Source organism: Streptomyces sp. CA-294286, from assembly GCF_050947155.1.
GTDB lineage: Bacteria > Actinomycetota > Actinomycetes > Streptomycetales > Streptomycetaceae > Streptomyces.
This window is the reverse complement of record NZ_CP192005.1, coordinates 4,270,519-4,295,210: the sequence shown is the minus strand read 5'-3', so window position 1 is coordinate 4,295,210 and position 24,692 is coordinate 4,270,519. Positions and strand designations below refer to the sequence as shown.

At 70.0% G+C, this 24,692-nt stretch carries 20 protein-coding genes and 2 tRNA genes; 6 read left to right on the top strand and 16 right to left on the bottom strand.

The genetic code is table 11. The annotated features are described in order from the left end of the window. The first annotated feature begins 337 nt into the window (after nt 1-337). Together ACQPZG_RS23705 and ACQPZG_RS23700 are read left to right on the top strand one after the other, a co-directional pair. The gene (locus ACQPZG_RS23705; RefSeq protein WP_433547737.1) at nt 338-976 is read left to right on the top strand and encodes a hypothetical protein; all 639 of its coding nucleotides are present in this window, start codon (nt 338-340) and stop codon (nt 974-976) included. Then, nucleotides 973-2,568 (top strand): ferredoxin, encoded by a 1,596-nt coding sequence (locus tag ACQPZG_RS23700; protein WP_433547736.1) that lies wholly within the window; start codon nt 973-975, stop codon nt 2,566-2,568. Before ACQPZG_RS23705 ends, ACQPZG_RS23700 begins: the two co-directional genes overlap by 4 nt. A gap of 100 nt (nt 2,569-2,668) precedes the next feature. On the opposite strand, the gene ACQPZG_RS23695 is transcribed toward ACQPZG_RS23700, so the two are convergent. Beyond that, nucleotides 2,669-2,741 (bottom strand) — tRNA-Ala (locus ACQPZG_RS23695). A gap of 156 nt (nt 2,742-2,897) precedes the next feature. On the opposite strand from ACQPZG_RS23695, the gene ACQPZG_RS23690 reads away from it, so the two are divergent. Further along, the gene (locus ACQPZG_RS23690; RefSeq protein ID WP_433547735.1) at nt 2,898-4,133 is read left to right on the top strand and encodes a glycosyltransferase 87 family protein; all 1,236 of its coding nucleotides are present in this window, start codon (nt 2,898-2,900) and stop codon (nt 4,131-4,133) included. On the opposite strand, the gene ACQPZG_RS23685 is transcribed toward ACQPZG_RS23690, so the two are convergent. The 7 genes from ACQPZG_RS23685 to ACQPZG_RS23655 form a co-directional block, all read right to left on the bottom strand. Then, nucleotides 4,112-4,345 carry a hypothetical protein gene (locus ACQPZG_RS23685; RefSeq protein WP_433547734.1) on the bottom strand — a complete coding sequence of 78 codons (234 nt, stop codon included), beginning with the start codon at nt 4,343-4,345 and terminating at the stop codon, nt 4,112-4,114. The genes ACQPZG_RS23690 and ACQPZG_RS23685 overlap by 22 nt on opposite strands. A 108-nt stretch (nt 4,346-4,453) precedes the next feature. Continuing rightward, nucleotides 4,454-4,526, bottom strand: a tRNA-Ala gene (locus ACQPZG_RS23680). A 148-nt stretch (nt 4,527-4,674) separates the two neighbouring features. Further along, nucleotides 4,675-5,319 (bottom strand): histidine phosphatase family protein, encoded by a 645-nt coding sequence (locus tag ACQPZG_RS23675; RefSeq protein WP_433547733.1) that lies wholly within the window; start codon nt 5,317-5,319, stop codon nt 4,675-4,677. Between the two features lie 38 nt (nt 5,320-5,357). Next, nucleotides 5,358-5,801, bottom strand: coding sequence for a ribosome silencing factor (gene rsfS / locus ACQPZG_RS23670; protein WP_185026369.1), 444 nt, complete (start codon nt 5,799-5,801; stop codon nt 5,358-5,360). A gap of 110 nt (nt 5,802-5,911) precedes the next feature. Continuing rightward, entirely contained in the window at nt 5,912-7,606 is a 1,695-nt protein-coding gene (locus ACQPZG_RS23665; RefSeq protein WP_433547732.1) for a LytR C-terminal domain-containing protein, read from the bottom strand. A 47-nt stretch (nt 7,607-7,653) separates the two neighbouring features. Further along, nucleotides 7,654-8,313 (bottom strand): nicotinate-nucleotide adenylyltransferase, encoded by a 660-nt coding sequence (gene nadD, locus ACQPZG_RS23660; RefSeq protein WP_433547731.1) that lies wholly within the window; start codon nt 8,311-8,313, stop codon nt 7,654-7,656. A gap of 49 nt (nt 8,314-8,362) precedes the next feature. Then, on the bottom strand, nt 8,363-8,530 hold the full coding sequence (locus ACQPZG_RS23655; protein WP_433547730.1) for a hypothetical protein: 168 nt from the start codon (nt 8,528-8,530) through the stop codon (nt 8,363-8,365). 220 nt (nt 8,531-8,750) lie between these two features. Between ACQPZG_RS23655 and ACQPZG_RS23650 the strand changes: the two genes are divergently transcribed. Then, nucleotides 8,751-9,869: a M48 family metallopeptidase gene (locus ACQPZG_RS23650; protein WP_433547729.1), complete on the top strand. Its 1,119-nt coding sequence runs from the start codon at nt 8,751-8,753 to the stop codon at nt 9,867-9,869. Nucleotides 9,870-10,050: 181 nt separating this feature from the next. On the opposite strand, the gene ACQPZG_RS23645 is transcribed toward ACQPZG_RS23650, so the two are convergent. The 6 genes from ACQPZG_RS23645 to galE form a co-directional block, all read right to left on the bottom strand. After that, the gene (locus tag ACQPZG_RS23645) at nt 10,051-11,241 is read right to left on the bottom strand and encodes a hypothetical protein (protein ID WP_433547728.1); all 1,191 of its coding nucleotides are present in this window, start codon (nt 11,239-11,241) and stop codon (nt 10,051-10,053) included. 148 nt (nt 11,242-11,389) lie between these two features. After that, entirely contained in the window at nt 11,390-11,995 is a 606-nt protein-coding gene (locus ACQPZG_RS23640; protein WP_433547727.1) for a hypothetical protein, read from the bottom strand. 104 nt (nt 11,996-12,099) lie between these two features. Next, nucleotides 12,100-13,407: a glutamate-5-semialdehyde dehydrogenase gene (locus ACQPZG_RS23635; RefSeq protein ID WP_433547726.1), complete on the bottom strand. Its 1,308-nt coding sequence runs from the start codon at nt 13,405-13,407 to the stop codon at nt 12,100-12,102. A gap of 213 nt (nt 13,408-13,620) precedes the next feature. Continuing rightward, a complete protein-coding gene (locus tag ACQPZG_RS23630; RefSeq protein ID WP_433547725.1) occupies nt 13,621-14,157 on the bottom strand; it encodes a hypothetical protein in 537 nt (178 codons plus the stop codon). 171 nt (nt 14,158-14,328) lie between these two features. Further along, nucleotides 14,329-15,486, bottom strand: coding sequence for a glutamate 5-kinase (proB, locus tag ACQPZG_RS23625; RefSeq protein WP_433547724.1), 1,158 nt, complete (start codon nt 15,484-15,486; stop codon nt 14,329-14,331). A 272-nt stretch (nt 15,487-15,758) separates the two neighbouring features. Next, nucleotides 15,759-16,733, bottom strand: coding sequence for a UDP-glucose 4-epimerase GalE (gene galE, locus ACQPZG_RS23620; RefSeq protein ID WP_433547723.1), 975 nt, complete (start codon nt 16,731-16,733; stop codon nt 15,759-15,761). Between the two features lie 207 nt (nt 16,734-16,940). Here galE and ACQPZG_RS23615 point away from each other — a divergent pair, with 207 nt between their 5' ends. Continuing rightward, on the top strand, nt 16,941-19,850 hold the full coding sequence (locus ACQPZG_RS23615; protein ID WP_433547722.1) for a bifunctional glycosyltransferase/CDP-glycerol:glycerophosphate glycerophosphotransferase: 2,910 nt from the start codon (nt 16,941-16,943) through the stop codon (nt 19,848-19,850). Further along, nucleotides 19,847-20,992, top strand: coding sequence for a glycosyltransferase (locus ACQPZG_RS23610; protein ID WP_433547721.1), 1,146 nt, complete (start codon nt 19,847-19,849; stop codon nt 20,990-20,992). Before ACQPZG_RS23615 ends, ACQPZG_RS23610 begins: the two co-directional genes overlap by 4 nt. Before the next feature lie 89 nt (nt 20,993-21,081). Here ACQPZG_RS23610 and ACQPZG_RS23605 read toward each other — a convergent pair whose 3' ends face one another. Both ACQPZG_RS23605 and obgE read right to left on the bottom strand, forming a co-directional pair. Further along, entirely contained in the window at nt 21,082-22,707 is a 1,626-nt protein-coding gene (locus ACQPZG_RS23605; RefSeq protein WP_433547720.1) for a glycosyltransferase family 2 protein, read from the bottom strand. 426 nt (nt 22,708-23,133) lie between these two features. Continuing rightward, nucleotides 23,134-24,573, bottom strand: coding sequence for a GTPase ObgE (gene obgE / locus ACQPZG_RS23600; protein ID WP_433547719.1), 1,440 nt, complete (start codon nt 24,571-24,573; stop codon nt 23,134-23,136). Between the last annotated feature and the right edge of the window lie 119 nt (nt 24,574-24,692).

Genomic DNA, 24,692 nt, shown 5'->3' with positions numbered 1-24,692 from the left:
CGGCATGCCACGCAAACCGCGAAACCGCCCGCGGTCCCCCACCGCCCCGTCTAGCCTCCTGTCGCGGGACCACATTCCCGACCCCCCGGAGTGCTCTCCCATGAACCCCGACCCCACGAACCCGTCACCTGCGAATCCTCAGCAACCTCGCGCTCGCCCTCGCGCTTCTCCCCACCGCCGCCCGCACCGCAGAGCGGCCGCTCCCCCCGCTCCCCGACAACCCTCGTCGCGGCGCCCGACACCCAGGGCACTGTGGGCGGCTCCGCTGCCCCTGCTGCCACTGATCGCTCTCCTGGGTGGCGACGACCTGCGTACGGTCCTTGACTTCACCACCGGAGTGCTCACTCTGGTCACGCTTACCGCGGCCGTCGTCTGGGGCCTCCTCGCCACCGACCGGCTACTGCTGCGGCCCCGGCACCGGTTGATCGCCCAGGCGGTTCACCGGGTCACCGCGGCCGCCTCGCTCGGGTTCCTCGTGCTGCATCTCACCGTCAAGACGGCACTCGGGCATGTCTCGTTGCTCGCGGCACTGGTGCCGTTCGCAGGCGGCCTTTCGGGCACCGGCGTGCTCGTCGGATTCGGATCGCTGGCCGGGCTGCTGATGGTGGTAGCGGCCACGACGGGTGCACTGCGGAGCGCGTTCGCGACCCCGGGCCGCGTTCCCGGCCGTTGGCGTGCGCTCCACATGCTGGCCTATCCCGCCTGGTGCTCGGCGCTGCTGCACGGGCTGTTCGCCGGCCGCCCGGCCCCCGCCTGGGTGGTCGCGATGTACGCCCTGTGCCTGGCCGGGATGACAACCGCGCTTTCTCTGCGTCTGCTGCCCTCCCGCCTCAAGGAGCGCATCGTCGACAGCGCCCTGCACCCCACGCCCACGCCACGACGACGCCCTTCGCTCACGTCCCGGTCACGGGGCGCCGCGCCCGAGCCCCGGCACGCACAAGCGCCCCCGCACGTCCCCACAGGAGACCGCCGTTGAACGTCCCCGCCTCCCCCGGCCCCCGCAATTTCCCCCTGCCGGACGTCCCCTCCGTGGTGACCGTGGGCCTGCCCCACCTCACCAGCGGTTTCGACCTCGCCGCCCGACTCGATCTCGGCACCCATCTTCATGTGCACGGCCCCCTCGCTCCGATGACCGACGAACAGCTCACCTCGCTCGCCGCGGACATCTCCCTCCTCGGCCGCGGAGGTGCCGGCTTCGCTTTCGCCCGGAAATTACGCGCCGTGGCCGACGCTGCGACCCGCCGCGGAACCCGCCCGGTGGTCGTCGTCAACGCCAGCGAGGGCGAGCCCGCATGCCGCAAGGACACCGTGCTGCTCAACCGTGCCCCTCATCTCGTACTGGACGGGGCGCTGCTCGCTGCCGAGGCGCTCGGTGCACGCACCCTTGTTGTCGCCGTGACCCGTGACTCCACGGAGGTGTCGGTGCGGGACGCCTTCGCCGAGCGCGGCCTCACCGACCGCCGCATCCGAAACCGGGGGATCCGTGCCCGGATCGTCCGCACCCCCGAGCGCATGGTCTCCGGCGAGGCGTCCGCCGTGATCCGCGCGGCAAACGGTGGGCCTGCCCTGCCTCCGGGCCGTCGCGAGCGAGCCGCGGAGTCCGGCGTGGACGGCGCGCCGACGCTGCTCTCCAATGCCGAGACATACGCCCAACTCGCCGTCGGCGCACGTTTGGGCCCCCAGCGCTACGCGCGCACGGGTGTCGCCGACGAGCCCGGAACCGTTCTGCTCACCGTCTCCGGCGCAGTCGCTCGGCCCCTGGTCGTCGAAGCTCCCTCCGGCGTACCTCTCGGCTACGTACTTCAGCTGGCGGGCGCGCCACCGCTCCTGCAGGGCGTCCTGACCGGCGGCTACCACGGCAGTTGGATCGACGCCCACGCCGCCCACGACGCGGCGGTCTCCCGCGCTTCCCTGGCCTCCTTCGGCGGGGCGCTGGGTGCGGGGGCACTCCTGCCGGTCGGTCCGGACACCTGTCCCCTGGGCGAGGCGCTGCGTGTCGCACACTGGCTGGCCGCCGAAACCGCCGGGCAGTGCGGGCCCTGCAAGCTGGGTCTGCCCGCAGCAGCGGGCGGCCTTTCGGACGTGTTGGGCGGAGGCGGCCAGGCGGCGTTGGCGTCCTTGCGCGAAGCAGCGCAGGGCGCATACGGCCGGGGCGCCTGCAAGCATCCCGACGGCTCGGTCCGCTTCCTGCTGTCCGCGCTGAACGCCTTCACGGACGATCTGGCGGCCCATGTCCTGGGCGGCGGCTGCGGGCGTCCCACGACCGGTCTGCTGCCCCTTCCCGGCGTCTCTCCCCGGGAATCCGGCGTACCCGGTGACGCAAAGCTGGCCGTCGACTGGACCCTGTGCCAAGGCCACGGGCTGTGCGCCGACGTCGTCCCCGAGTTGGTCCGGCTCGGCCACGACGGCTTCCCGACCCTTGCCGACGTTTCCGTGCCTGCGCACCTCGGGCCGCGCGCCCAGCGCGCCGTTCGCCGTTGTCCGGCCCTCGCTCTGCGCATCGAACAGACCTCGGCCCGACGCACCACCGCGCCGCCCGTGCGGGCCCTGGACCGCCGACGCGGCTGAGAGCAGCGCCCGCCACTGCCACCACGGAGCGACAGGGGCGGAACGTACGCACACAGAGAAGCGGACCGCCCATCGGGCGGTCCGCTTCTTTCATCTTCTGTGGAGCTAAGGAGAATTGAACTCCTGACCTCCTGCATGCCATGCAGGCGCTCTACCAACTGAGCTATAGCCCCGTGCTGTGCACTTCGTGTTGTTCTCCGTGGTTTCCCCCGGCGACATCGCCAACTTTAGACGGTGGATCGCCGCTTCACCAAATCCCTTTTCCCTACCTGCGGCCGAGGCGATCGACAGCCCCGCACCCCCCCTCCGTGACGCTAACGTCACCCCCTGTGACCACTTCTTTCGCTGCACGCCTCACCGCCGACCGCGGCGTCCGGGCGTCCCGTCCCCTGTTCGCGGCCAGTGCGGTCTGTCTGCTGTCCTTCACCGCGTTCTGCTTCGCCCAGCGGCTGGCACACGTCTCGATGATCGACCTGACCGTCTACCGAGCGGAGGGCGCCGCGGTCCTCGCCGGAGGCGACCTGTACGACCTACGGGTCACCGCAGCGAATCTCCCGATGACGTATCCGCCCTTCGCCGGCTTGTTGTTCACTCCGTTGGCCCTGCTGGACGAGGGTCTCCTGCGCACCCTCGTCACGGCGGGCAATCTCGCTCTCCTGATGGCCCTGGTGCATCTCTCCCTCAGGCTCGTGGGCCGCGGCGGCACTGTCGTGACTCTGTGGGTGGCCTCCGTCGCCGTCTGGTGCGAGCCGGTATGGACGACGCTGAGGTACGGGCAGATCAACCTGCTCCTCGTTGTCGCCGTGCTGTGGGATCTGACCCGCGACGACCGGCACCGCTGGGCGGGCGTGGGCATCGGCCTGGCGGCGGCGGTCAAACTCACCCCGGGTCTTTTCGTGGCTTTCCTGCTGCTCACGGGGCTGATCCAAGTGCACCGCGTCGGCACGTGGCTCGACAACGTCTGGCTGCGGCGGGCAGCGGTCTCCTGCGCGGCTTTCCTTGCCGCCACTTGCGCCTCGGCAGTGGCTCTTCCCGCCGACTCCTGGACGTTCTGGACGCGGATGGTGATCGCGTCGGGCCGGGTCGGCAACGTCGAGGACACCGCGAACCAGTCCCTCAGCGGTGTTCTCGCCCGTCTCCTGCACACCGGCGAGCCGGGCGCGTGGTGGGCGGTCACCGCCGCCGTGGCCGCAGTCGTCGGGCTGTACACAGCGGCGGACGTCGCACTGCGCGGCGAGCGAGCCCAGGCCGTGCTGATCTGTGCGACCACCGCTCTTCTGATCAGTCCGATCTCCTGGTCGCACCACTGGGTGTGGTGCGTGCCCCTGTTGGTGCTTCTCGCCGCGGAGACGGTACGGAACGAGGGACGCGGGCGGGCCGGAGCCTGGATGGCGGGTTCGGTCTTCTTCTCGTACGCGCTGTGGGCGGTGCCGCACGGAAAGCAGGGACGGCCGGAACTGCATCAGAACGTCGGGGAGTTCGCCCTGTCGGCGCTCTATCCCGCAGTCGGACTGGTCTTCCTGCTGGCGAACGTGCTCCGGACTCAGGCTCTCGCAAAGGAGTAGAACCTCTTGAGGGTGCAGTGCTCGTCGAGCAGCCGGCCGTAGATCGGCTCGCCCTCCAGCTCACGGTAGGTCTCGATCGGGTCGCCCTTTATGATCAGCGCCCGCGCGCACTCCTCGCACCAGTACTGGAACTCGGAGTTGACCGGTTCCATGTCGCGGACGATCGGCGTACCGCTGCCACACCAGTCACATTTGCGCCTGTGCGCGCCCATCGTCCCCTCCCCTGCTGAGGCCGCCCCTTCCGGCGGTCGATTCTGTCACGGTTGCGCAAGAAGGACAGCAAAAGATCCCGCCCCCTGCTGGGGACGGGATCTTGACTGTGGAGCTAAGGAGAATTGAACTCCTGACCTCCTGCATGCCATGCAGGCGCTCTACCAACTGAGCTATAGCCCCGCGTGTTCCCGGTGCTGTGCGGGGTGTTTCCCGCTCTGCGCTGCGAACAAGAAGAACTCTAGCCTGCGACCTGCCGGAAAGTGAAATCCGGGGTGGTCGCCGTCCAAAGGGCTGCCGCAAGGCGGCTCCGGGACGGCCCGGGAGGGGTTCAGTCGTCGTCGCCGAGCACGGGTTCCGGGAGCGTCCCGGCGTTGTGCTCCAGGAGCCGCCAACCGCGGGCCCCCTCGCCGAGGACGGACCAGCAGCAGTTGGTCAGGCCGCCGAGTCCTTCCCAGTGGTGCGATTCCAGGCCGAGCAGACGGCCGATGGTGGTGCGGATGGTGCCGCCGTGGCTGACGACGACGAGCGTGCCGTTGTCGGCGAGCTTGTCGGCGTGCGCCAGAACCACCGGAGCCGCCCGGTCGGCGACCTCGGTCTCCAGCTCGCCGCCACCTCGGCGAATCGGTTCTCCGCGTTTCCACGCCGCATACTGCTCGCCGTACCGCTCGATGATCTCCACGTGGGTGAGGCCCTGCCAGGCACCCGCGTACGTCTCGCGCAGACCGGTGTCGTGCGTGACGTCGAGGCCCGTGAGCACAGCCAGTTCGGCTGCCGTGTTCGCGGCCCTCTTGAGGTCGGAGGCGATGATCGCGTCGGGCTTGAGCGAGGTGAGCAGCCGGGCGGCCCGGCGGGCCTGGGCCACGCCGGTCTCGGTCAGCCCGATGTCCGTGGTGCCCTGGAAGCGGCGCTCCAGGTTCCAGGAGGTCTGCCCGTGGCGCCACAGAACGATGCGGCGGCCCCGGTTCTCGCTCACCGCGTCACCGCTCCCTGTGCTGATCGCAGGCGTGCCGTTCAGAACAGGTCTCCTTCTCCGTCCAGCTCACCCGCGGGGTTCAGCTTGGCGTGCTCCTCGGCCTTGCCGCGGGTCCGTACCGCGTCCTCGGGCAGCGCGATCTCGGGGCAGTCCTTCCACAGGCGTTCCAGCGCGTAGTAGACGCGCTCCTCGCTGTGCTGGACGTGGACGACGATGTCGACGTAGTCGAGGAGGATCCAGCGGGCCTCGCGGTCGCCCTCGCGGCGTACCGGCTTGGCGCCGAGCTCCTTGTTGAGCTTCTCCTCGATCTCGTCGACGATCGACTTGACCTGTCGGTCGTTGGGTGCGGAGGCGACCAGGAAGGCGTCCGTGATGGACAGCACATCGCTGACGTCGTACGCGATGATGTCGTGCGCGAGCCGGTCGGCGGCGGCCTGGGCGGCGGCGTTGATGAGCTCGATGGAACGGTCAGTGGCGGTCACAAGCAGGCTTTCGTCGGCGGTCAGGTGATTACCACAAGGGTCTCACGTGACGCCGCCGTGCCCCGCCGGAGTTTCCGGCGGGGCACGTGGGCGAATGCGCGGGGCGGCGGTTACTGCGGTGGCGGGACCTTGTAGTCGCTGCCGAGGACGACCGAGACCTCGACGTTCTGTGCGCCCTGCCCCTTGGCGACGGAGGTCGCCGGCAGTCCCAGGGTCTTGGCGACCTCGTCGGCCTTCGGCTTGTGGGCGTCGTCGGCGTAGGTGACGCCGGAGGCGGCAGCGGTGGACGCGTTCCCGGTGTCGGCGAAGGCGTAGCCGCTGTTGACCAGGGTGATCCGCGCGTTCTCGGTCGCGCTCGGCTTGCCGGTGGCGTTACGCACTCCCACCCGTACGGCAGCGCCCTGCTCGGGGGCTGTGGCGGTGCCGCCGAGGACGTTTTTGACGACGGTGTCGGACTCGCTGACGCGGCCGTCGGGACGTACCGGCAGCAGGACTGTCTGGTACGCGCCCTTCTTGGCGTGCTCGGCGAGCTTCGCCAGGGAGACGGCGAGGGATTTCTCCGGGAGCGACGGGTCGAGGATCTGGGCGAGGCTCTGCACGGTGACGGTCGCGGCCTGAGGATCGTCCGAGATCTTCTTCAGCACGGCGTGCATGACCGCGCCGAAGCGGGCGAGCTGTTTGGTCTCGGGCTCGCCGGGCGCGCGGTAGGTGGCGTACGCGACGGCCATCCGGCCCGAGAGGGTCTGCTGGGCGCCCTTGCCCACGAGGGGTGTCGCTCCCTTCTTGGCATCCGGCACGGCGGTGTCGGTGTCGACGTCGATGGTGCTGACGAGGTCGACGAGGACCTCCAGGTAGGGGGTGTCGAGGCGCCAGGTGCCGCCGATGGGGGTGCCGAGGGCTGTGCCGAGGGACTCGCGGGTGCCTGCCGAACCGTCGTCCTCGACGGATTTGGCGAGGGTGGTGGTGACGCCGTTGTCGCCGGCGAGAGAGAGCGAGTTCGGCAACAGGACGGTGGTGCCCTGTCCGGTGCTGGCGTTGTCGACGAGCAGTACCGTCGACGTCATGCCGGGCTTCTTGGTGTTGTGCAGGTGCAGGGCGATCACGTCGCGCTTCTGCGCGCCGGCCACGCTGGGCTTGTCGTTCTTCCCGGAGGAGAGGCCGGGCAGTTTGTCGGCGTACCAGAGGTAGCCCATTGCGCCCACGACGACGAGAGCGAGAACGACGGCGAGGGCCACCACTCGGGAGCGGCCCCGTCGTTTGGCTTCCTCCCTGCGTTCGGTGCGGCTCTCGGTGAACTTCAGCCAGTCGATGACGTCTTCGGAGTTGTCGTCCGGTTCCTCCACGAAGGAGAACTGTTCGGTGGCGTACTGGGGGGCTTCCGTGCGGCGTTGTGCGGAAACTTCCTCGCGGGGCGGTTCGGCAGGGATCTCCTCGGAGTCCGCGGGTGCCGAGCGGGGCTGCTGGGACTGCGGAACGGGAGATTGCTGCGGAACCCACGGCTGCTGTCCGCCGGTGTCGTAGCCGTACCCCTCGTGAGGTGGCGCGGCCTGCTGCGGTGGCGACTGCTGCTGCGCGTACGGGTCGTACTGTGCGGGCTGCTGCGGCCGCTGGGGGTACGGGTCGTACTCGTACCCCTGGGGCTGCGGAGACTGCGGTGGGGGGCGGCCGTACGGGTCGTACTGCTGCGGTGGTGCGGTTTGCTGGTACACCGGTTGTCCGTACGCGTCGTAGCCGATGATCTCCGGCTGCGGCTGCGCGTAGGGATCATGCGCGTACGGGTCGTACGGGTTCTGGCGATCGTTCACCGGTGCCCCCTTTCCGTCCTGCTCCTGCTGCTCCGTGCCGCTCGCCGTCAGTCCCGGTACAGCTCGCGCTTGTCGATGTAGCGGACCACGCCGTCGGGCACCAGGTACCAGACGGGGTCGCCACCGCGTACTCGCGCGCGGCAGTCCGTCGAGGAGATCGCGAGAGCGGGCACTTCCACGAGGGAGACACCGCCCTCGGGCAGCCCGTCGGACGACAGGTCGTGTCCGGGGCGGGTGACGCCGATGAAGTGGGCGAGGGCGAAGAGTTCCTCGGCGTCGCGCCAGGTGAGGATCTGCGAGAGCGCGTCGGCGCCGGTGATGAAGAACAGGTCCGCGTCGGCGTTGAGCGCGCGCAGGTCCCGCAGGGTGTCGATGGTGTATGTCGGCCCACCGCGGTCGATGTCGATGCGGCTGACCGAGAACTGCGGGTTGGACGCGGTCGCGATGACCGTCATCAGGTAGCGGTCCTCGGCGGGTGTGACCAGCTTGTGGCTCTTCTGCCACGGTTCTCCGGTCGGTACGAACACCACCTCGTCGAGGTGGAACAGTGCGGCCACCTCGCTGGCGGCCACCAGGTGGCCGTGGTGGATCGGGTCGAACGTGCCGCCCATGACGCCGATCCGTCGCTTGCCCGTACCGTGCGCGCCGTGCATGCGGCTCGCGCTGTCCCTACCGGCCGGGCCGGTGGGCATTTCCTGCTCTCCCATGCGTGCAGACCCTACTGGCCCGTGTGCCCGGCCCGGACCCCCGGTCCGTTCAGCGGTCCCGGTTGAAGCGGGTGGTGATCCAGAGCAGCAGCATGAGCGCGATGAAGGCGCCGCCGCCGGTGACCAGGGGGCTGATGGAGGCGTGCTCGTCGACGTGCGTGGAGCCCTCACCGGAGGCGAGAGTCACGAGGTGGGCTGCGGTGCTGTGGAAACTCATCTTCGCGGACCTATCGGGAGACGGAGGGGAGACTTCGGCAACATCGTATGCGGCGCGGCCGGGCACGCTCACGCCGACTCAGTCGTTGAGGCGATATCGGGCCCCGGGCAACCGGTCCGGGGCGGGTCGGCGTCAGCAAGGGGGAAGCCCTGGGAGGGCCCCTTAGGCTGAGGGCCGTCCGGGGGACGGGACATGTCTCGTACGAGAGCAGAGGTCAGTCATGACAGACGGCAATCACGAGCAGGGGCAGGGCAGCGAGCAGGGGGGCGGCGGGTTCACGGGCGGTGACCGGGAGAGGCTCCCCGGTCGGCAGCGCAGGCGGTTTCCCGGTATCTCCTCCCGTGCGTACGAGCACCCGGCGGACCGGTCGGCCTTGGTGGCGCTGCGCAAGCTGAGCGGTTTCGACACGGTTTTCAAGGCCCTGAGCGGTCTGCTGCCGGAGCGGAGTCTGCGGCTGCTGTTCCTGTCCGACTCGGTGCGGGTGAGCGACGAGCAGTTCTCGCACCTGAACTCGATGCTGCGGGACGCCTGTTACATCCTGGACCTGGAGAAGGTTCCGGCGATGTACGTCACGCAGGACCCGAAGCCCAACGCGATGTGCATCGGTCTCGACGAGCCGATCATCGTGGTGACGACAGGTCTGGTGGAGCTCCTCGACGAGGAGGAGATGCGGGCGGTCGTCGGGCACGAGGTCGGACATGCTTTGTCCGGACATTCGGTCTACCGGACGATCCTCCTGTTCCTGACGAGTCTGGCGCTGAAGGTCGCCTGGATTCCGCTGGGCAACATCGCGATCATGGCGATCATCACGGGCCTGCGGGAGTGGTTCCGCAAATCGGAACTCTCCGCGGACCGCGCCGGGCTGCTGGTGGGTCAGGACCTGCAGGCGTCGATGCGCGGCCTGATGAAGATCGCGGGCGGCAATCACCTGCACGAGATGAACGTGGACGCGTTCCTCAAGCAGGCGGAGGAGTACGAGGCGGGCGGCGATCTGCGCGACTCGGTACTGAAGATCATGAACGTGCTGCCGCGTTCGCACCCGTTCACGACGGTACGGGCGGCAGAGCTGAAGAAGTGGGCCGAAAGCCGCGACTACCAGCGGGTCATGGACGGTCACTACCCGCGGCGGGACGAGGACAAGGACACCTCCGTGACGGATTCCTTCAAGGAGTCCGCCTCGCACTACGCGGACACGGTCCGCACCAGCAAGGACCCGCTGATGAAGCTGGTCGGGGACATCGCGGGCGGCGCCGGGGACCTGGGCGGGAAATTGCGCGGGAAGTTCGGCGGGGGCAACGGGGCCGGCTCGGCCGGCACCGGGTCCGGCCCGGGGGCGTGACGCAGGAACGTCTACAGGTGCGGACGAGACTTCGTCGTGTCCTCACTTCGCTCCTCCGCCGGTCGTGCCCGGCGAGGGTGGGGCCGGCGCGGGGTGCGGCAGGCCGCGCAGCGGGCCGTCGCCGCCTCACCCTGCTCTCTTCCTGCCCCTCCCGGGCGTCCCGCCGCTCGGCCATTCGTGGTCAGCGGCGGGGCGTGGGCAGCGTGTGCGGTGACAGGGTGCCGCAGACGGCCCGGGAGGCGGTGTACGGGTCGGTGCCGGGCCACGCCGCCGAAGGGGCCGGAACCGTCGAAGGGGGCGGAGCCGTCGAAGGGGCCGGTGTCTTCGCCGCAGGAACGCCCGGTGACGCTGCCCTCGGGCCTGCGAGCAACGGTTGCCAGAACTGTTGCGCGCCCGTTGCTGCCGCACACGCGTGGGGTCCTGCCACGGTGTACGAACTCACCAGTTCCGTCCTGTGCCGACGCAGGTCCTCCGCGTCGTAACGGAAGCGCAGTTCGCGCCGTACGGTGAACAGCGACGCACCGTCGGCCCGTTCTCGGCCGGGGCCGGTCGCGGGGCGCAGCGGGTAGACGAAGGTATGGTCGGCGGTCACGTCGAGCACGTCGGGTGCAATCTCGGTGGCCCGCAGGGTGCCGTTGACCCGGGCTGTGCCCGTCAGGGCGACCTCGGCGGGATCGAAGCGGACCAGCCAGCCGGCTGCCGCGGGTGCTCCGCCGCGCCGTGCCGACTGCGGGGCCGCGAAGCTCGCGTCGAATTCGTCGAGTTGGTCGGGGTCCAGCAGGATGCGCACCGGGCGGAGTGCCTTGCCGACCAGGACGCCGGGATCGACGGAGGACTGGACGAGGTAGTCCTTGGCCGTGGTGAGTGCCGCCAGCACCTGGCTCTCCGAGAAGTGCGCCGTTCTCCGGGCGACGGGGAGCTGGATGCCCTCGGCTCCGGTGCGGAACTGTGCGGCGGGGCTGTGCCGGAGGAGTTGTGCGGGCGTTCCGCCGGGCACCCCTTCTGCGGGGGCCAGGGGTATCACCGTCGCGCGCAGCGGTTCGGGACGCCGGTCGGAGGCGGCGGACGGCACGGGGGTGCGTGCCCCGAGGTAGATGGCGGTGCCGAAGGCGAGCGCCACGAGCAGCACCAGCAGGAGCACGTGTGCGCGGCCGTTGCCGACGACGGCGGTGGCGGTCGGGGCGACGGGCTCGGGGGGCAGCGGACGGACGGCCGGGGCGTGGTCCGCCACGCGTTCCGACGCGGAGGATTCCTGGAGCCGGGCAGCCCGTACGAACGATTCGTCGAAGACGACGGACGGGTAGTCGTCGTCACCACTGTTGGGGATGCCCTCGGGCGGGATGCCCTCGGGCGGGTCCGATCGACCTGCCATCGCTTCTCCCTGAGCGCTGGGCCCTGCGGTGGGGAGAGTCTCCCTTTCAGAGTAGGTCGCGGGAGGCGAAGGTAAACGTTCTGGCACGGCCGAACTTCGGGACAACTCCCGCCACTTGCAGTGACGTTAAAGGTTTGAGGTGAGACGTTCAGGGGATGGACGGCCGGGCGGAGGACGTCGGCGCGGTGTATTGCGCCGATGCGGAGGGGCCGCTGCCGCCGGCATCGCTCTCCGCTCCCCGTCGCGGGCCGGAGGCCGGTGTGTCGACCCCCGTGGCCGCGGGTGAGGGCACCTGGCCGTCCCTGTTGCCGGAGGCGCCCCGGTACACGGCGGCGAACGCGAACACCACCAGGCCGATGCCCATCAGCAGGGCGAGGAGCCAGGCGACGGGACGGTGCCAGCGTGAGGAGTTGCGGTAGGGGCGCAGGGCGCCGCCGTGCCGCCCGTACGGCGCGGGGAAGGCGCCGTCGTACCCGCCGTCGAAGTCGTGACCGTGCGGCGGGCGCAAGGAGCTTCTGCCGTGCGGTGCGTGGCCGGGCGGGTGCTTGCCGGGCCGGGGGCGGGCGGCCTCCGCGTCGGCGCGCGCCTGGGCGGCGGCCAGCAGCCTCTCCACCGCGCTGGGTTCGTGGAATGCGGCGGCTTTGACGAATGCCTCGTCGAAGACCACGGAGGCGAAGTCCTCGTCCGCGCCCCCGCGGTCGTCGTCGGGCTCCCAGCCATCCGGGAACGGCTTGCCCTCCACGTCGTCCGGCACCCGTTCAGCGTAGACGCAGAAGGTCGTTTTGGGCAGAGAACGGGCGGAGTGCAGCGTCTATCGGGGGCGTCGGGACGGTTCAGCGGGTGTGGCCGTCTCCCGTGTCAGCGGGTGTGGCCGTCTCCCGTGACGATGTATTTCGTCGAGGTCAGCTCGGGCAGTCCCATCGGGCCGCGCGCGTGCAGTTTCTGCGTGGAGATGCCGATCTCGGCGCCGAAGCCGAACTGTCCGCCGTCGGTGAAGCGGGTCGAGGCGTTGACCGTGACAGTTGTGGAGTCGACGAGCTGGGTGAAGCGGCGGGCGGCGGCCTGCGAGGTGGTGACGATGGCTTCGGTGTGTCCGGAGGACCAGCGGCGGATGTGGCCGACGGCGTCGTCGAGGGAGTCCACGACGGCTGCGGCGATGTCGTACGACAGGTACTCGGTCTCCCAGTCCGCCTCGACGGCCGGCAGGACGGTGGCCTTCGAGCTGCCCGCGAATGTCAGGACATGTGCGTCTGCGTGGACGGTCACGCCTGCTTCCGCGAGGGCGTCCAGGGCGCGCGGCAGGAACGCGTCCGCGATGTCTTTGTGGACGAGGAGGGTCTCGGCGGCGTTGCAGACGCTGACGCGATGCGCTTTGGAGTTGATCAGGATGTCGACGGCCATGTCGAGGTCGGCGCGGCTGTCGACGTAGACGTGGCAGTTTCCGGTGCCGGTCTCGATGACGGGGACGGTGGACTCTTCGACGACCGTGCGGATCAGGGAGGCGCCGCCACGCGGGATGAGGACGTCGACCAGGCCGCGGGCGCGCATCAGCTCGCGTACCGCGTCGCGGGATTCGCCGGGGACGAGCTGGACGGCGTCGGCGGGCAGCCCCGCCTGCTCGACTGCGTCGCGCACCACGCCCACCAGGGCCGTGTTGGAGGCGTACGCGGAGGAGGAGCCGCGCAGCAGTACGGCGTTGCCCGACTTGAGGCACAGGGCGGCTGCGTCGACGGTGACGTTGGGCCGTGCTTCGTAGATGATGCCGACGACGCCGAGCGGGACGCGGACCTGGCGCAGGTCGATGCCGTTGGGCAGGGTCGATCCGCGTACCACCTCGCCGACCGGGTCGGGCAGCGCGGCCACGTCGCGCACGTCGGAGGCGATGGCCCGTACTCGTTCGGGGGTGAGGGTGAGCCGGTCGACGACGGACTCGGCGGTGCCCGCCTCGCGGGCGCGCGCGACGTCCTCGGCGTTGGCGTCGATGATCTCTTCCGTACGGGCGAGGAGCGCGTCGGCGACAGCGATCAGCGCCGCGTCCTTCGCGGCACGCGGCAGCGGCGCGAGGGCGGCTGCGGCCTCACGGGCCCGGGTGGCGGCGGCGAGGACCGGGGAGCGGCCGTCGGCGGTGGCGGCCGTGGCGTCGGCGGGAGCGGTGTGCGAGGTCATGTCCGCAGCGTAATCCTGCGCGCGGGGCCGTTCGTCCGTCGTCCCGGACTCCGAGACGACGCCTCGCGCTGCACCCCGCGCCGCCCGCCCCGTCCGACGGGGTCGGCGGCCGGGGCGGTGCGGCGGGTCCGGGTGCGGCGTTGTCCGGTGTCGGCGGCCCGGGATGCTCAGTCCCGGCGGGCCGGGGCTGCTCGGTGTCCTGGTCGGCTCGGCTCAGTACGGGTGTACGCCGACGGGGGCCGCCGGGGGCGGGCCGTATCCCTCGGCCACCCGCTGGTGGTAGGTGTCGCGGTCGATGACTTCGAGGCCGACGATCTCCCAGGGTGGAAGTCGGGCCGTCGACCTGTGTTCGCCCCACAGCCGCAGGGCGACCGCTGCCGCGTCGTGCAGGTCGCGGGCTTCTTCCCAGTAGCGGATCTCCGCGTGGTCGGCCGCGTAGCGGCTGGTCAGCAGGAAGGGGTGGTCGTGGGCGAGCTGTTCGAGGCCCCGCCTGACTTCTGTGAGGGGTGTCTCGGTGCCGGAGACGCTGAGTGTGATGTACCAGAGGCGGGACTCCTCGGTGTTCTGCCGTTGCCGTCCGGTCCGGGGTTGCCGGTCGGCGTTCACTTCGCGGCTTGCCGCGTCGTCGGCGCTCGGGCTGTCCTGGCCGCTGTCGCGGCTGCCGTCGTCGAAGTCCGCTCCGGCCCCGACACTCGTCAAGGCTCGCTCAGCTGTCCCTCGGGGCGGCGCCCCCGGACGCGCTCGTCTCACCGGCGGCCTCCTGATGCGTTTGTGTGCTGTATCCCCGCAACAAAGTTGACCAGTCCTGGGGCCGATGCGGGGCGTTTTCCCGAAGGTCTCCACCAGGAGGCTGGACTTTCAGCCGTTTCGTGGACACCTTGGGCGTATTCGGGGACTCTTCGTCCGTTTCGCCGCTGGGTCTCAGGTGCGCAACAGCACCAGGTCGTCGCGGTGCACGACTTCGCGTTCGTAGGCGGGTCCGAGTTCTCTGGCGAGGTCGCGGGTGGACCGGCCGAGGAGTTGGGGGAGTTCTTTCGCGTCGAAGTTGACGAGTCCGCGGGCGACCGCCCGGCCGGTGCTGTCGCGCAGTTCGACGGGGTCGCCCGCGCCGAACTCGCCTTCGACGGCGGCGATTCCGGCGGGCAGCAGCGAGGTGCGCCGCTCGACGACGGCCTGTACGGCGCCGTCGTCCAGGGTGAGTGCGCCCTGCGGGGTGGAGGCGTGCGCGAGCCACAGCAGGCGGTCGGCGCTGCGGCGGCCGGTGCGGTGGAAGTACGTGCCGGTGTCGCGGCCGGCGAGTGCGTCGGCGGCGTACGTCGCGGAGGTCAGGACGACGGGGATGCCTGCGGCGGCGGCGATGCGGGCGGCCTCGACCTTGGTGACCATGCCGCCGGTGCCCACTCCGGCCTTGCCTGCGCTGCCGATCTGGACGTGGGCGATGTCCTCGGGGGCGGCGACCTCGGCGATGCGGGAGGTGCCGGGCTTGGCCGGATCTCCGTCGTACAGGCCGTCGACGTCCGAAAGGAGGACCAGCAGGTCGGCGCGTACGAGATGGGCGACGAGCGCGGCGAGCCGGTCGTTGTCGCCGAAGCGGATCTCGTCGGTGGCGACGGTGTCGTTCTCGTTGACGATCGGCAGGGCGCCCATGGCCAGGAGCTGGTCGAGGGTGCGGTAGGCGTTGCGGTAGTGGGCACGGCGGCTGGTGTCGGTGCCGGTGAGCAGGACCTGGCCGACGCGCACTCCGTAGCGGGCGAAGGAGGCGGTGTAGCGGGCGACGAGGAGGCCTTGTCCGACGCTGGCTGCGGCCTGCTGCCGGGCGAGGTCCTTGGGCCGCTTGAGGAGGCCGAGGGGGGCGAGGCCGGCGGCGATGGCGCCGGAGGAGACGAGGACGACTTCGCGGGTGCCGCCGGCCCTGACTTTGGCGAGTACGTCGACGAGGGCGTCGACCCGGTCGGCGTCGAGTCCTCCGGCGGCGGTGGTCAGTGAGGAGGAGCCGACCTTGACGACGACCCTGCGGGCGTCGGTGACGGCCTTCCTCGCGCTGTGTGCCGCCGTCCGGTCGCCGCTTGCCCCTGACACGTCCGTACATCCCCTCGGGTCGCCCTGTTGCTGCCTGCCCGCAATGTACGTGAGGGCGGGGGCGCAGCGCTCCGCAGTTCCGGTGGCCGGACCGGCGTGACGGCCGCTACCGGTGGCGGGCCGGGAGGTGGCTGCGGGGAGGTCACGGCGGAGAATGTCGCGGGGGCTCGGGACGCGCGGGGCAGTCGCGGGGCCCTGGGGGCGCGAACGCCGAGGCGGCGGGGCTCCGGATGTTCCGGGGGCCCGCCGCCGACGTGTCGTGGGTGCGGCAGTCAGTTCTGCGGGTGGCGGTGGCGCCAGCCTGCCCACGCCGACTCGACCATGTCGCGGACGCCGTGGCGGGCTTCCCAGTCCAGTTCGGTGCGGATGCGCTCGGCGGAGGCGACGACCCGGGCGGGGTCGCCGGCCCGACGCGGGGCGATCTCGGCCTTGATGTCCTCGTGGCCGGAGACCTCGCGGATGACGTCGATCATCTCCGCGACCGAGACGCCTTCCCCCTTGCCGATGTTGAGGACGAGGCGGGCGTCGGGGTCGGCGGTGAGCTTGCGGGCCGCGGCGACGTGTGCGGAGGCGATGTCGGCGACGTGGATGTAGTCGCGGACGCAGGTGCCGTCCGCCGTCGGGTAGTCGTCGCCGAAGATCAGCGGCGACCGGCCGGCCTTCAGTCGTTCGAAGACCATGGGCACGAGGTTGAAGACGCCTGGGTCGCCCAGTTCGGGGGAGGCGGCGCCGGCCACGTTGAAGTAGCGCATGCAGGCGGTGGCCATGCCGTGTGCCCGGCCGACCGCTTCGACCATCCATTCGCCGGCCAGTTTGGTCTCGCCGTACGGGCTCAGGGGCAGGCAGGGAGTGTCCTCGGTGACCAGTTCCACGTCGGGCATTCCGTAGACGGCCGCGGAGGAGGAGAAGAGGAATCGCTTGACTCCGGCGGCGGCCGAGGCTTCGAGAACGGTTTGCAGGCCGCCCACGTTCTCGCGGTAGTAGAACAGCGGCTCTGCCACGGATTCGCCGACCTGCTTCTTCGCGGCGATGTGCACCACGCCGGTGACGGCGTGCCGCTCCAGGACGGCGTCGAGCAGTGCGCGGTCGAGTACGGACCCTCGTTCCAGGGCGACGCCCGCGGGAATCCGCGTTTCGTCTCCGGTGCTCAGGTCGTCGACCACCACGACGCTTTCACCGCCGTCGGCGAGAGCCTTTACCACGTGTGAGCCGATGTATCCCGCACCGCCCGTTACCAGCCAAGTCATGGAGGCACTATACAGAGCGGCAATGACCGCCGATCGGTGCCTCTGCGGGCGGGGCGGGAGGGCTTCGTCCGTAGGCTAGCCTGGCCGGGACTGCCGAAATCCCCAGGATCCTTCAGGGTTCTCCCCCGGTCGGCCCTCCCCCACGGACCCGCCGTCGCGGGGGATCAGTAATCGAAACGTATCGAGGACGTGAACACAGAGGTGGCCTTGTCAAGCCCGTCTCCCTCGCCGGACGGCCTGCCGACGACCGTGACGACCGTGCCGGACATCAGCGTTGTGGTCATCGTCTACAACGATGCCGAGCGGTTGCCGACGGCCGTGCAGTCGGTCCTGGACCAGACGCTGCACAACGTCGAGGTGATCATCGCGGACGACTGTTCCACGGACGGTTCGTACGCCGTGGCCAGGAAACTCGCGGCACAATGCCCCGACCGGGTCCGCGCGATCCAACTGGAGGAGAACAGCGGCGGTTGCGGCGAGCCGCGCAACCAGGGAATCGCGGTGGCCCGCGGCCGCTATGTGATGTTCCTGGACAGCGACGACACTCTTGAGCTCAACGCGTGCCGGAACATGCTGGAAGCCGCCGAGACCACCGGGGCGGACCTGGTGTCCGGCCTGTGTCTGCGCGTCCACGTCGACAACCGTCACGGCAAGACGACCGAGTGGTACCGCTGGCTGTACAACTCCACGCGCACGCTCGACTCCGTCGCCGAACTGCCCGATCTGCTGGTTTTCGACACCCTGTCGACCAATAAGTGTTACCGGCGCGAATTCCTGATCGAGAGCAACCTCTCCTTCCCGAAGCGGATCCATTACGAGGACCTCCTTTTCTCGGCGCAGGCATATCTCGCGGCCTCCCGCATCACTCTCATTCCGAATACCGTTTATTACTGGAATGTGGTCGAGAAGACCGAGAAGAAGTCGATCAGTAACCGCCGGAACGAAATCAACAACTTCGCGGACCGGGTGGAGATCCACCGGCGGATCGACGCCATCCTCAAGTCCCGCGGCATGGACGATCTGAAGCTGCACAAGGACGTCAAGTTCCTGAAGCACGACCTGGTCCTCTACCTGCGCGAACTGCCGTTCCTGGACGACGACTACCGGCACGCCTTCGCCGGGATGGCCAGGGAGTACGTCCAGTCCTTCGCCCCGGAGGCGTACAGCGAACTGCACCCGGCCCACGCCATCTGCGCGTACCTGCTCCTTCAGGAGGACTGGGACAAGCTGATGCCGGCGATCGACATGCTCCTGAACCGGAGCAAGCTCGCGGTGCCGCTGGTGGAGAAGGACGGCCGGATCTACTGGTGCGAGGAGCACCTGGAGGACCCGCACGCGCGCGCCCTGCTGGACGTCACGGACCTTGGCTACCACACCAAGCCGGTCGAGAAGCTGGACCTGCGCAACCGCCTGGTCAGCTACTCCGAGCGCCCCTCGGACGTCGTCGTCAGCGGTGCGGTCGTCAATCCCCTGGGCAAGATCGGGCCGGACGCGAAGCTGTCCGCGGAGATCGTCCTCAAGGCGCGCCGCGCCGGTTTCCAGTCCTTCCGCTTCCCCGTCCGCAGTGTGCGGGTGGAGGGCGAGAGGGTATTCTGGGAGGCCACCCTGCCGCTGGCCAAGGAGCTGCGTCCGCTGGGCATCGTGGACGACGTGTGGAACGTGCGGATGCACCTGAAGGTCGACGGCAGGACGACGATCAGCGCGATCACCGTCGGCAGCACCGACATAGAGCGCACCGGTCTGCTGACCGTCCGTCCCCGGTTGACGCGGCTGGCGGGCGACCGCATCGAGGCGGAGGTGTCCGGGCGCGGCCACCTGGCCTTCCACGTCGTGCAGCACAGCGCGGCCTCGCAGAAGGCCCGTGCGCTGATCCGGAACAACATGGACAGTTTGCCCGCGCGGATCGCCAAGACGACGTACCGCAAGGCACGGGACGTGCGCAAGGACCTCAACTCCGGGCCGCGCAAGATCGACGGCTACCACCGCATGATCAAGGCGCTGCCCGTCCGCAAGGGCACCGTCGTCTTCGAGAGCCATCTGGGCAAGCAGTACAGCGACAGCCCTCGTGCCCTGTACGAGGAGCTGAAGCGGCGTGGTGCCCCGATCCACGCGATCTGGTCGTACGCGGGCGCCAAGCCGGTCGGTTTCCCGGCCGACGTCGAGCTGGTGCAGCGCTGGTCGTGGAAGTACCTGCGGGCGCTCGCACAGGCGGAGTTCTGGGTCGACAACCAGGGCTTCCCGCTGAAGCTGCGCAAGCGCCCCGAGACGACGTACATCCAGACCTGGCACGGCTCCGCGCTCAAGCGCATGGGCTTCGACGAGCCCGGCTACCGTCTGATGTCGGAGGGCGAGCAGGCGGCGTACCAGGCGTCGCTGGACCGCTTCGACCACTTCGTGGTCCGTTCGGAGCACGACGTGCGGACGCTGGCGCGTGCCTATCGGGTGCCGGAGAGCAAGCTGCTGCGTACGGGGTACCCGCGCAACGACGCCTTGGTGAAGGACCGGGACGCGACCGGGGAGAGCCGGGAGGTCACGGAGCTGAAGAAGCGCCTGGGCATCCGTCCGGGGCTGCCGGTCGTGCTGTACGCGCCGACGTTCCGGGCCAACGCCGGCGGCAAGGTCCGCAAGTTCGAGTTCCCCTTCGACGTGGAGACGCTGGCAGAGAGGTTCGGCGACAAGTTCACGCTGTTGGTGCGCACGCACTACCTCAATCAGGTGGCGCTGCCGCCGGCGATGGCCGGGCGCGTCATCAACGTGTCGGAGGAGCCGGACATCACGCCGCTGCTCCTGGCGTCGGACGCGCTGATCACGGACTACTCGTCGGTGATGTTCGACTACGCGCTGTTGCAGCGTCCGATGATTTTCTTCGCGTACGACTGGGAGGAGTACGCGCAGGACATCCGCGGCACGTACTTCGACCTGATCGAGACGGCTCCGGGCCCGGTGCCGCGTGATGAGGAGGCGCTGTACGCGGTGCTGGAGGACCTGGACGGTGTTCGTGATCGGTACGGGCCGCAGGTGAAGGAATTCGTGGACCGGTACGGCGAGTACGACCACGGTGACGCGGCCGCGCAGATCGCGGACCGCTTCTTCGGAGGAAAGGGCGACGCCCGGTGAAGCGACGCGACATCTTCTTCGTGGCCAACGAGGTCGACGAACTGGGCGGTGTGGCCCGTTGGCAGGCCCAGATGGCGGCGCTGCTGGCGGAGCGCGGCCACCGGGTGACCATTGTCGGCATCGCGCCCTCCGAGGTCCCTATGGACCTCGGGGAGAACCCTCCGTTCAAGACGGTCACGCTGTACGGTCGGCGGCCGCCGGGGCACAAGCCGGTCACGGGTGTGCGCGGCAAGGTGGACGTCGCCGCCCGGCTGCACAACAAGCGGCGCGAGGCGGGCATGCGGGAGGCTTCGGCGAAGCTGTCCCGGATGTTCCGTACGGCCGCGCCGGGCGCGATGATCGTCGTGACCCAGGTGTGGGCGATGGAGTGGGTGGAGCTGGCCGACACGGCCGGTCACCCGGTCATCGGGATGAGCCACGAGAGCTACGAGTACTCGCGTCAGTCCTCACGCTTCAACCGGGTGCTCAAGCACTACAAGAACGTCGACCGGCTGCTGCTGCTCACGCAGGAGGACGCCGACATGTGGGCGGTGCGTGGTCTCAACAACGTCGGTTTCATGCCGAATCCGTTGCCGATGATGCCGGAAACGGTTTCACCGCGTTCGGAGAAGACGGTCGTGAGCATCGGACGGCTCAGCCACCAGAAGGGCCTCGACATGATGCTCGACGCCTGGGCGGACGCGGCGCCGCAGGTGCCGGGCTGGAAGCTGAAGCTGTACGGCGCGGGCGAGCTTGAGCACTCGCTCAAGAAGCAGGCGTCGGGTCTGGGGCTGGACGACTCGGTCGAGTGGGCCGGGCAGACCCGTGACGTGGTCGGCGCCCTGCACGGCGCTTCGGTTTTCGCGCAGTCCTCGCGCGGCGAGGGCTTCCCGCTGGCGCTGCTGGAAGCGATGGCGTGCGGGGTACCGTGTGCGGCGTTCGACTGTGCGCCGGGTGTGCACGAGATCATCCAGGACGGCGTCGACGGGCTGCTGGCCCGTCCCGGCAACACCCCCGAGCTGGCGCGGCAGTTGGTGCGCCTGATGCAGGACCAGGAGTTGCGTGACCGGATGGGCGAAGCCGCCCGGGAGAACGTCCAGCGCTACTCCCCCGAGTCGATCACTCAGCGGTGGGAAGAACTCTTCACGTTCCTGGAGCGGTAGTAGCGACAGTCCCTCGCACCCCATGGAGGTGGGCCCCTTCCGCGATGCGCGGAAGGGGCCCTTTCTCTGTCCGGCTATTCCCTGTCCGGTTACTTCGCCTTGCGCGCCAGTCGCTTGAGGCGGCGGCCCACCACGTCCAGTCCGCCCTGTACGCCGCCGACGACCCGCACCATGAGTGCCTGGCGGGGCGTCACGTGTGCCTGGACGAGCAGGGGCCGTCCTGCGGCGAGGACGACACTGCGGCGTGCGGTGCCCGGGGTGGCGGCCCGCACCTCGGCGGGGATGCGGGCGCCGTCGGCGCACACCACTTCGGCGCGTACCCGCCAGGCCGTGAGCCGTGTGCGGTCGGCCAGGTCGCCGGCGCGGACGGAGAACCGGGTCTGCCAGGCGTCGTCGCCACTGCGCCGCAGGGGCTGTTCGAGTTCCAGGGCGGGGCGGGCGTCCCGCTGTTCAGCTAGGCGCAGCAGGAGGCGTTGCGGCTTCAGGGGGGCGAGCAGCCCGTGGAGTTCGGGCACCGTCACGGTGAAGGTGAGCGTGGACCCCACGCCGAGGGTGCCGTTGACGGTCACCGGGAGTTTCTCGGCGGGCAGTTCGCGCAGCCCGTCGAGGATCACTTCGGGCTGCTCGGTCGCGAGGACGGGCGTGCCGTCGCTGTTCGTGGGCGTCGGGGGCAGCAGCCGGGGCGGCTGGGCGGCCAGTGCCACCACGCGTGTGAGCTCGGCCGGGGTCTGCCAGGCGAGCAGGGCGCGGGCCAGCCAGCGGGAGGGGGCCTCGGCTTGTTCGTATGCCTGGGCGTCGAAGGTGGCGAGGTGGGCGCGCGTGGCCTGCCACCAGTCGGTCCGGTAGCCGGCGTTGCGTTGCGGCAGTTCCCGTACGTACATGGGCAGGTCGTAGTCGAGGAACTTGGTCTGTGCGGCGACGGCGAGTGCGTCCTGTCCCGCTTCGCGGAACTCCTGGACGACTTGGCGGTGTGCTTCCACGCGGTGTTCCCAGTTGGCGATGGTGGCGCGGCGCAGCGAGATGGACAGTTCTGCGGCGTCGCGCCGTACGTGCCAGATGTAGACGGGGGCGGCGACGACGGCGAGGCGGGGGGCGGCCGCGTACACCTTCGCGGTGTAGACGAAGTCCTCGTAGTGGAAGGCGCCGTCGGGGAAGGCGACGGCGTGCTCGGTGAGGAAGTCGCGCCGGTAGAGCTTGTTGACGGACAGGGTGTCGAGCAGGAATGCGGGGTGTGCGCCGATGCCGTCGAGGACGGTGCCGGGCAGGGTGGCGCCCGCGGCGGGGTCGTAGAGGGCGGGGGCCCACATCGTGTCGCGGCCCTCGGGCAGTTCGCGGCGTACGCACTGCCCGGCGACGACGTCGGTGTCCTCGGTGGCGGCGGCCAGCAGGGCGTCGACGGCGCCCGTCGGGTACACGTCGTCACTGTCCAGGAACATCACGTAGGGGTGTGCGGCGGCGGCGATGCCGTCGTTGCGGGGGGTGCCGCAACCGCCGCTGTTGACCGTGCGGTGCAGGGGACGCACCCGGGGGTGGCGGGCGGCGAGGGCGTCGACTTGTCGGCGGGTGCCGTCCGTGGAGGCGTCGTTGACGACGAGCACTTCGCCGACGGCGGTGCCCTGCGCGAGGGCGGACTCGACGGCGGTGGTGATGTGGTCGGCGTCGTTGTGGACGATGACGACGACGCTGACTGCCGCCCCGTTGCGTGCGGGTTGCACCCTGTGGCTCCTCTTGCTGTTGCACCGTTCCTCACGGCCCGGTTCCGGGCGCGACGTGGTCCTGCGCACAGCTCTGCGACGGCCACGGGCCTCCAAGGGTATGTCCCTGTGCGGGCCCGGTGGAGGGCGGTGGGCACGTGTGCCGACCGGTGCGCGAGGGAGGTCTGCGGTCGGTCGGGCTGTGCCGGGAAGGGCTGCGGGGCCCGGCCGCCGGAAAGGTCTCCGGCGGCCGGGCCCCGCGGTGGGTCGGCGGCGTGTGCGCGAGCGGTTGCCGCGTCGTCCGCGTCTCGTCCCGGCCCGTACTCCGTCGCACAACGGACGCACCACGGGCGCACCACGGGCGCGTGCGTCGCGCACCGCGTGACGTGCCTGGTGCACCGGGACGGGTGCGCCCCGTACGGGCTACGAGGTCGCGCGCAGCACGTCCTAGAAGGGTTTGAACTCGTCGTACTCCTGCTGCGAGTTGTCCCGCTCCGCGTCGCGGTCCTTGCGGCGCGTGGCCGCCGGGCGGGGTTCGTCCAGGCGGTGGTCCTCGCCGCGACGGCCGAGCATCTCGGCACCGGCCATGACGGTGGGCTCCCAGTCGAAGACGACGGAGTTCTCGTCGGAGCCGATGGCGACGGCGTCGCCGGCGCGGGCGCCCGCCTTCATCAGTTGGGTTTCGACGCCGAGGCGGCTGAGGCGGTCGGCGAGGTAGCCCACCGCTTCGTCGTTGCTGAAGTCGGTCTGCTGCACCCAGCGCTCGGGCTTTTCGCCGCGCACCCGGAAGACGTTCTCTTCCTCGTCCTTGAGGACGGTGAAGCCGCTGTCGTCGACGGCCTTGGGCCGGATGACGATGCGGGTCGCCTCTTCCTGGGGCTTGCGGGCGCGCATCTTGGAGATGCCCTGGGCGAGGGCGAAGGAGAGTTCCTTCAGCCCTGTGCGGGAGACGGCGGACACTTCGAAGACCTTGTAGCCGCGGGCTTCGAGCTCCGGGCGGATCATGTCCGCGAGTTCCTTGCCGTCGGGGATGTCGACCTTGTTGAGGACGACGAGGCGCGGACGGTCGTCCAGGCCGCCGTACAGCTTGAGCTCTTCCTCGATGACGTCGAGGTCGGAGACCGGGTCGCGGTCGGATTCCAGGGTCGCGGTGTCCAGTACGTGGACGAGGACCGAGCAGCGTTCGACGTGCCGCAGGAATTCGAGGCCGAGGCCGCGTCCTTCGCTGGCGCCGGGGATCAGGCCGGGGACGTCGGCGATGGTGTAGACGGTGGAGCCGGCCGTCACCACGCCCAGGTTGGGGACGAGCGTGGTGAACGGGTAGTCCGCGATCTTGGGCTTGGCCGCGGACAGCACGGAGATCAGGGAGGACTTGCCCGCGCTCGGGTAGCCGACCAGGGCCACGTCGGCGACGGTCTTGAGTTCCAGGACGATGTCGCGGGACTTGCCGGGCTCGCCGAGCAGCGCGAAGCCGGGGGCCTTGCGTCGGGCCGAGGAGAGTGCGAGGTTGCCGAGGCCGCCGCGGCCGCCTTCGCCCGCGATGAACGTGGTGCCCTGGCCGACCATGTCGGCCAGTACGTTGCCGTCCTTGTCGAGGACGACGGTGCCGTCCGGGACGGGTAGGACCAGGTCCTGGCCGTCCTTGCCGGAGCGGTTGTCGCCTGCGCCGGGCTGGCCGTTGGTGGCCTTGCGGTGGGGGCTGTGGTGGTAGTCGAGCAGGGTGGTCACTGCTTGGTCGACGACGAGGATGATGTCGCCGCCGCGTCCGCCGTTGCCGCCGTCCGGGCCGCCGAGCGGCTTGAACTTCTCACGGTGTACGGAGGCGCAGCCGTGGCCTCCGTTACCCGCGGCGACATGCAGTTCGACGCGGTCCACGAAGGTGGTCATGGGTGTCCTCCAGTACAGGTCATGCGGAATGTCTACATACGTAACACGCCGAGGGCGGACACGCTTCCCCGTAGCCCGGGAAAGAGCGTCCGCCCTCGGAACGTGCTGTGTATCGCTCA

Excerpts from the sequence above, each read along its gene's own strand:
- galE (WP_433547723.1), bottom strand. The coding sequence starts at position 16,733 with ATGACTTGGCTGGTAACGGGCGGTGCGGGATACATCGGCTCACACGTG.
- ACQPZG_RS23645 (WP_433547728.1), bottom strand. The coding sequence starts at position 11,241 with ATGGCAGGTCGATCGGACCCGCCCGAGGGCATCCCGCCCGAGGGCATC.
- obgE (WP_433547719.1), bottom strand. The coding sequence starts at position 24,573 with ATGACCACCTTCGTGGACCGCGTCGAACTGCATGTCGCCGCGGGTAAC.
- nadD (WP_433547731.1), bottom strand. The coding sequence starts at position 8,313 with ATGGGAGAGCAGGAAATGCCCACCGGCCCGGCCGGTAGGGACAGCGCG.
- ACQPZG_RS23635 (WP_433547726.1), bottom strand. The coding sequence starts at position 13,407 with ATGACCTCGCACACCGCTCCCGCCGACGCCACGGCCGCCACCGCCGAC.
- ACQPZG_RS23650 (WP_433547729.1), top strand. The coding sequence starts at position 8,751 with ATGACAGACGGCAATCACGAGCAGGGGCAGGGCAGCGAGCAGGGGGGC.
- ACQPZG_RS23655 (WP_433547730.1), bottom strand. The coding sequence starts at position 8,530 with ATGAGTTTCCACAGCACCGCAGCCCACCTCGTGACTCTCGCCTCCGGT.
- ACQPZG_RS23685 (WP_433547734.1), bottom strand. The coding sequence starts at position 4,345 with ATGGGCGCGCACAGGCGCAAATGTGACTGGTGTGGCAGCGGTACGCCG.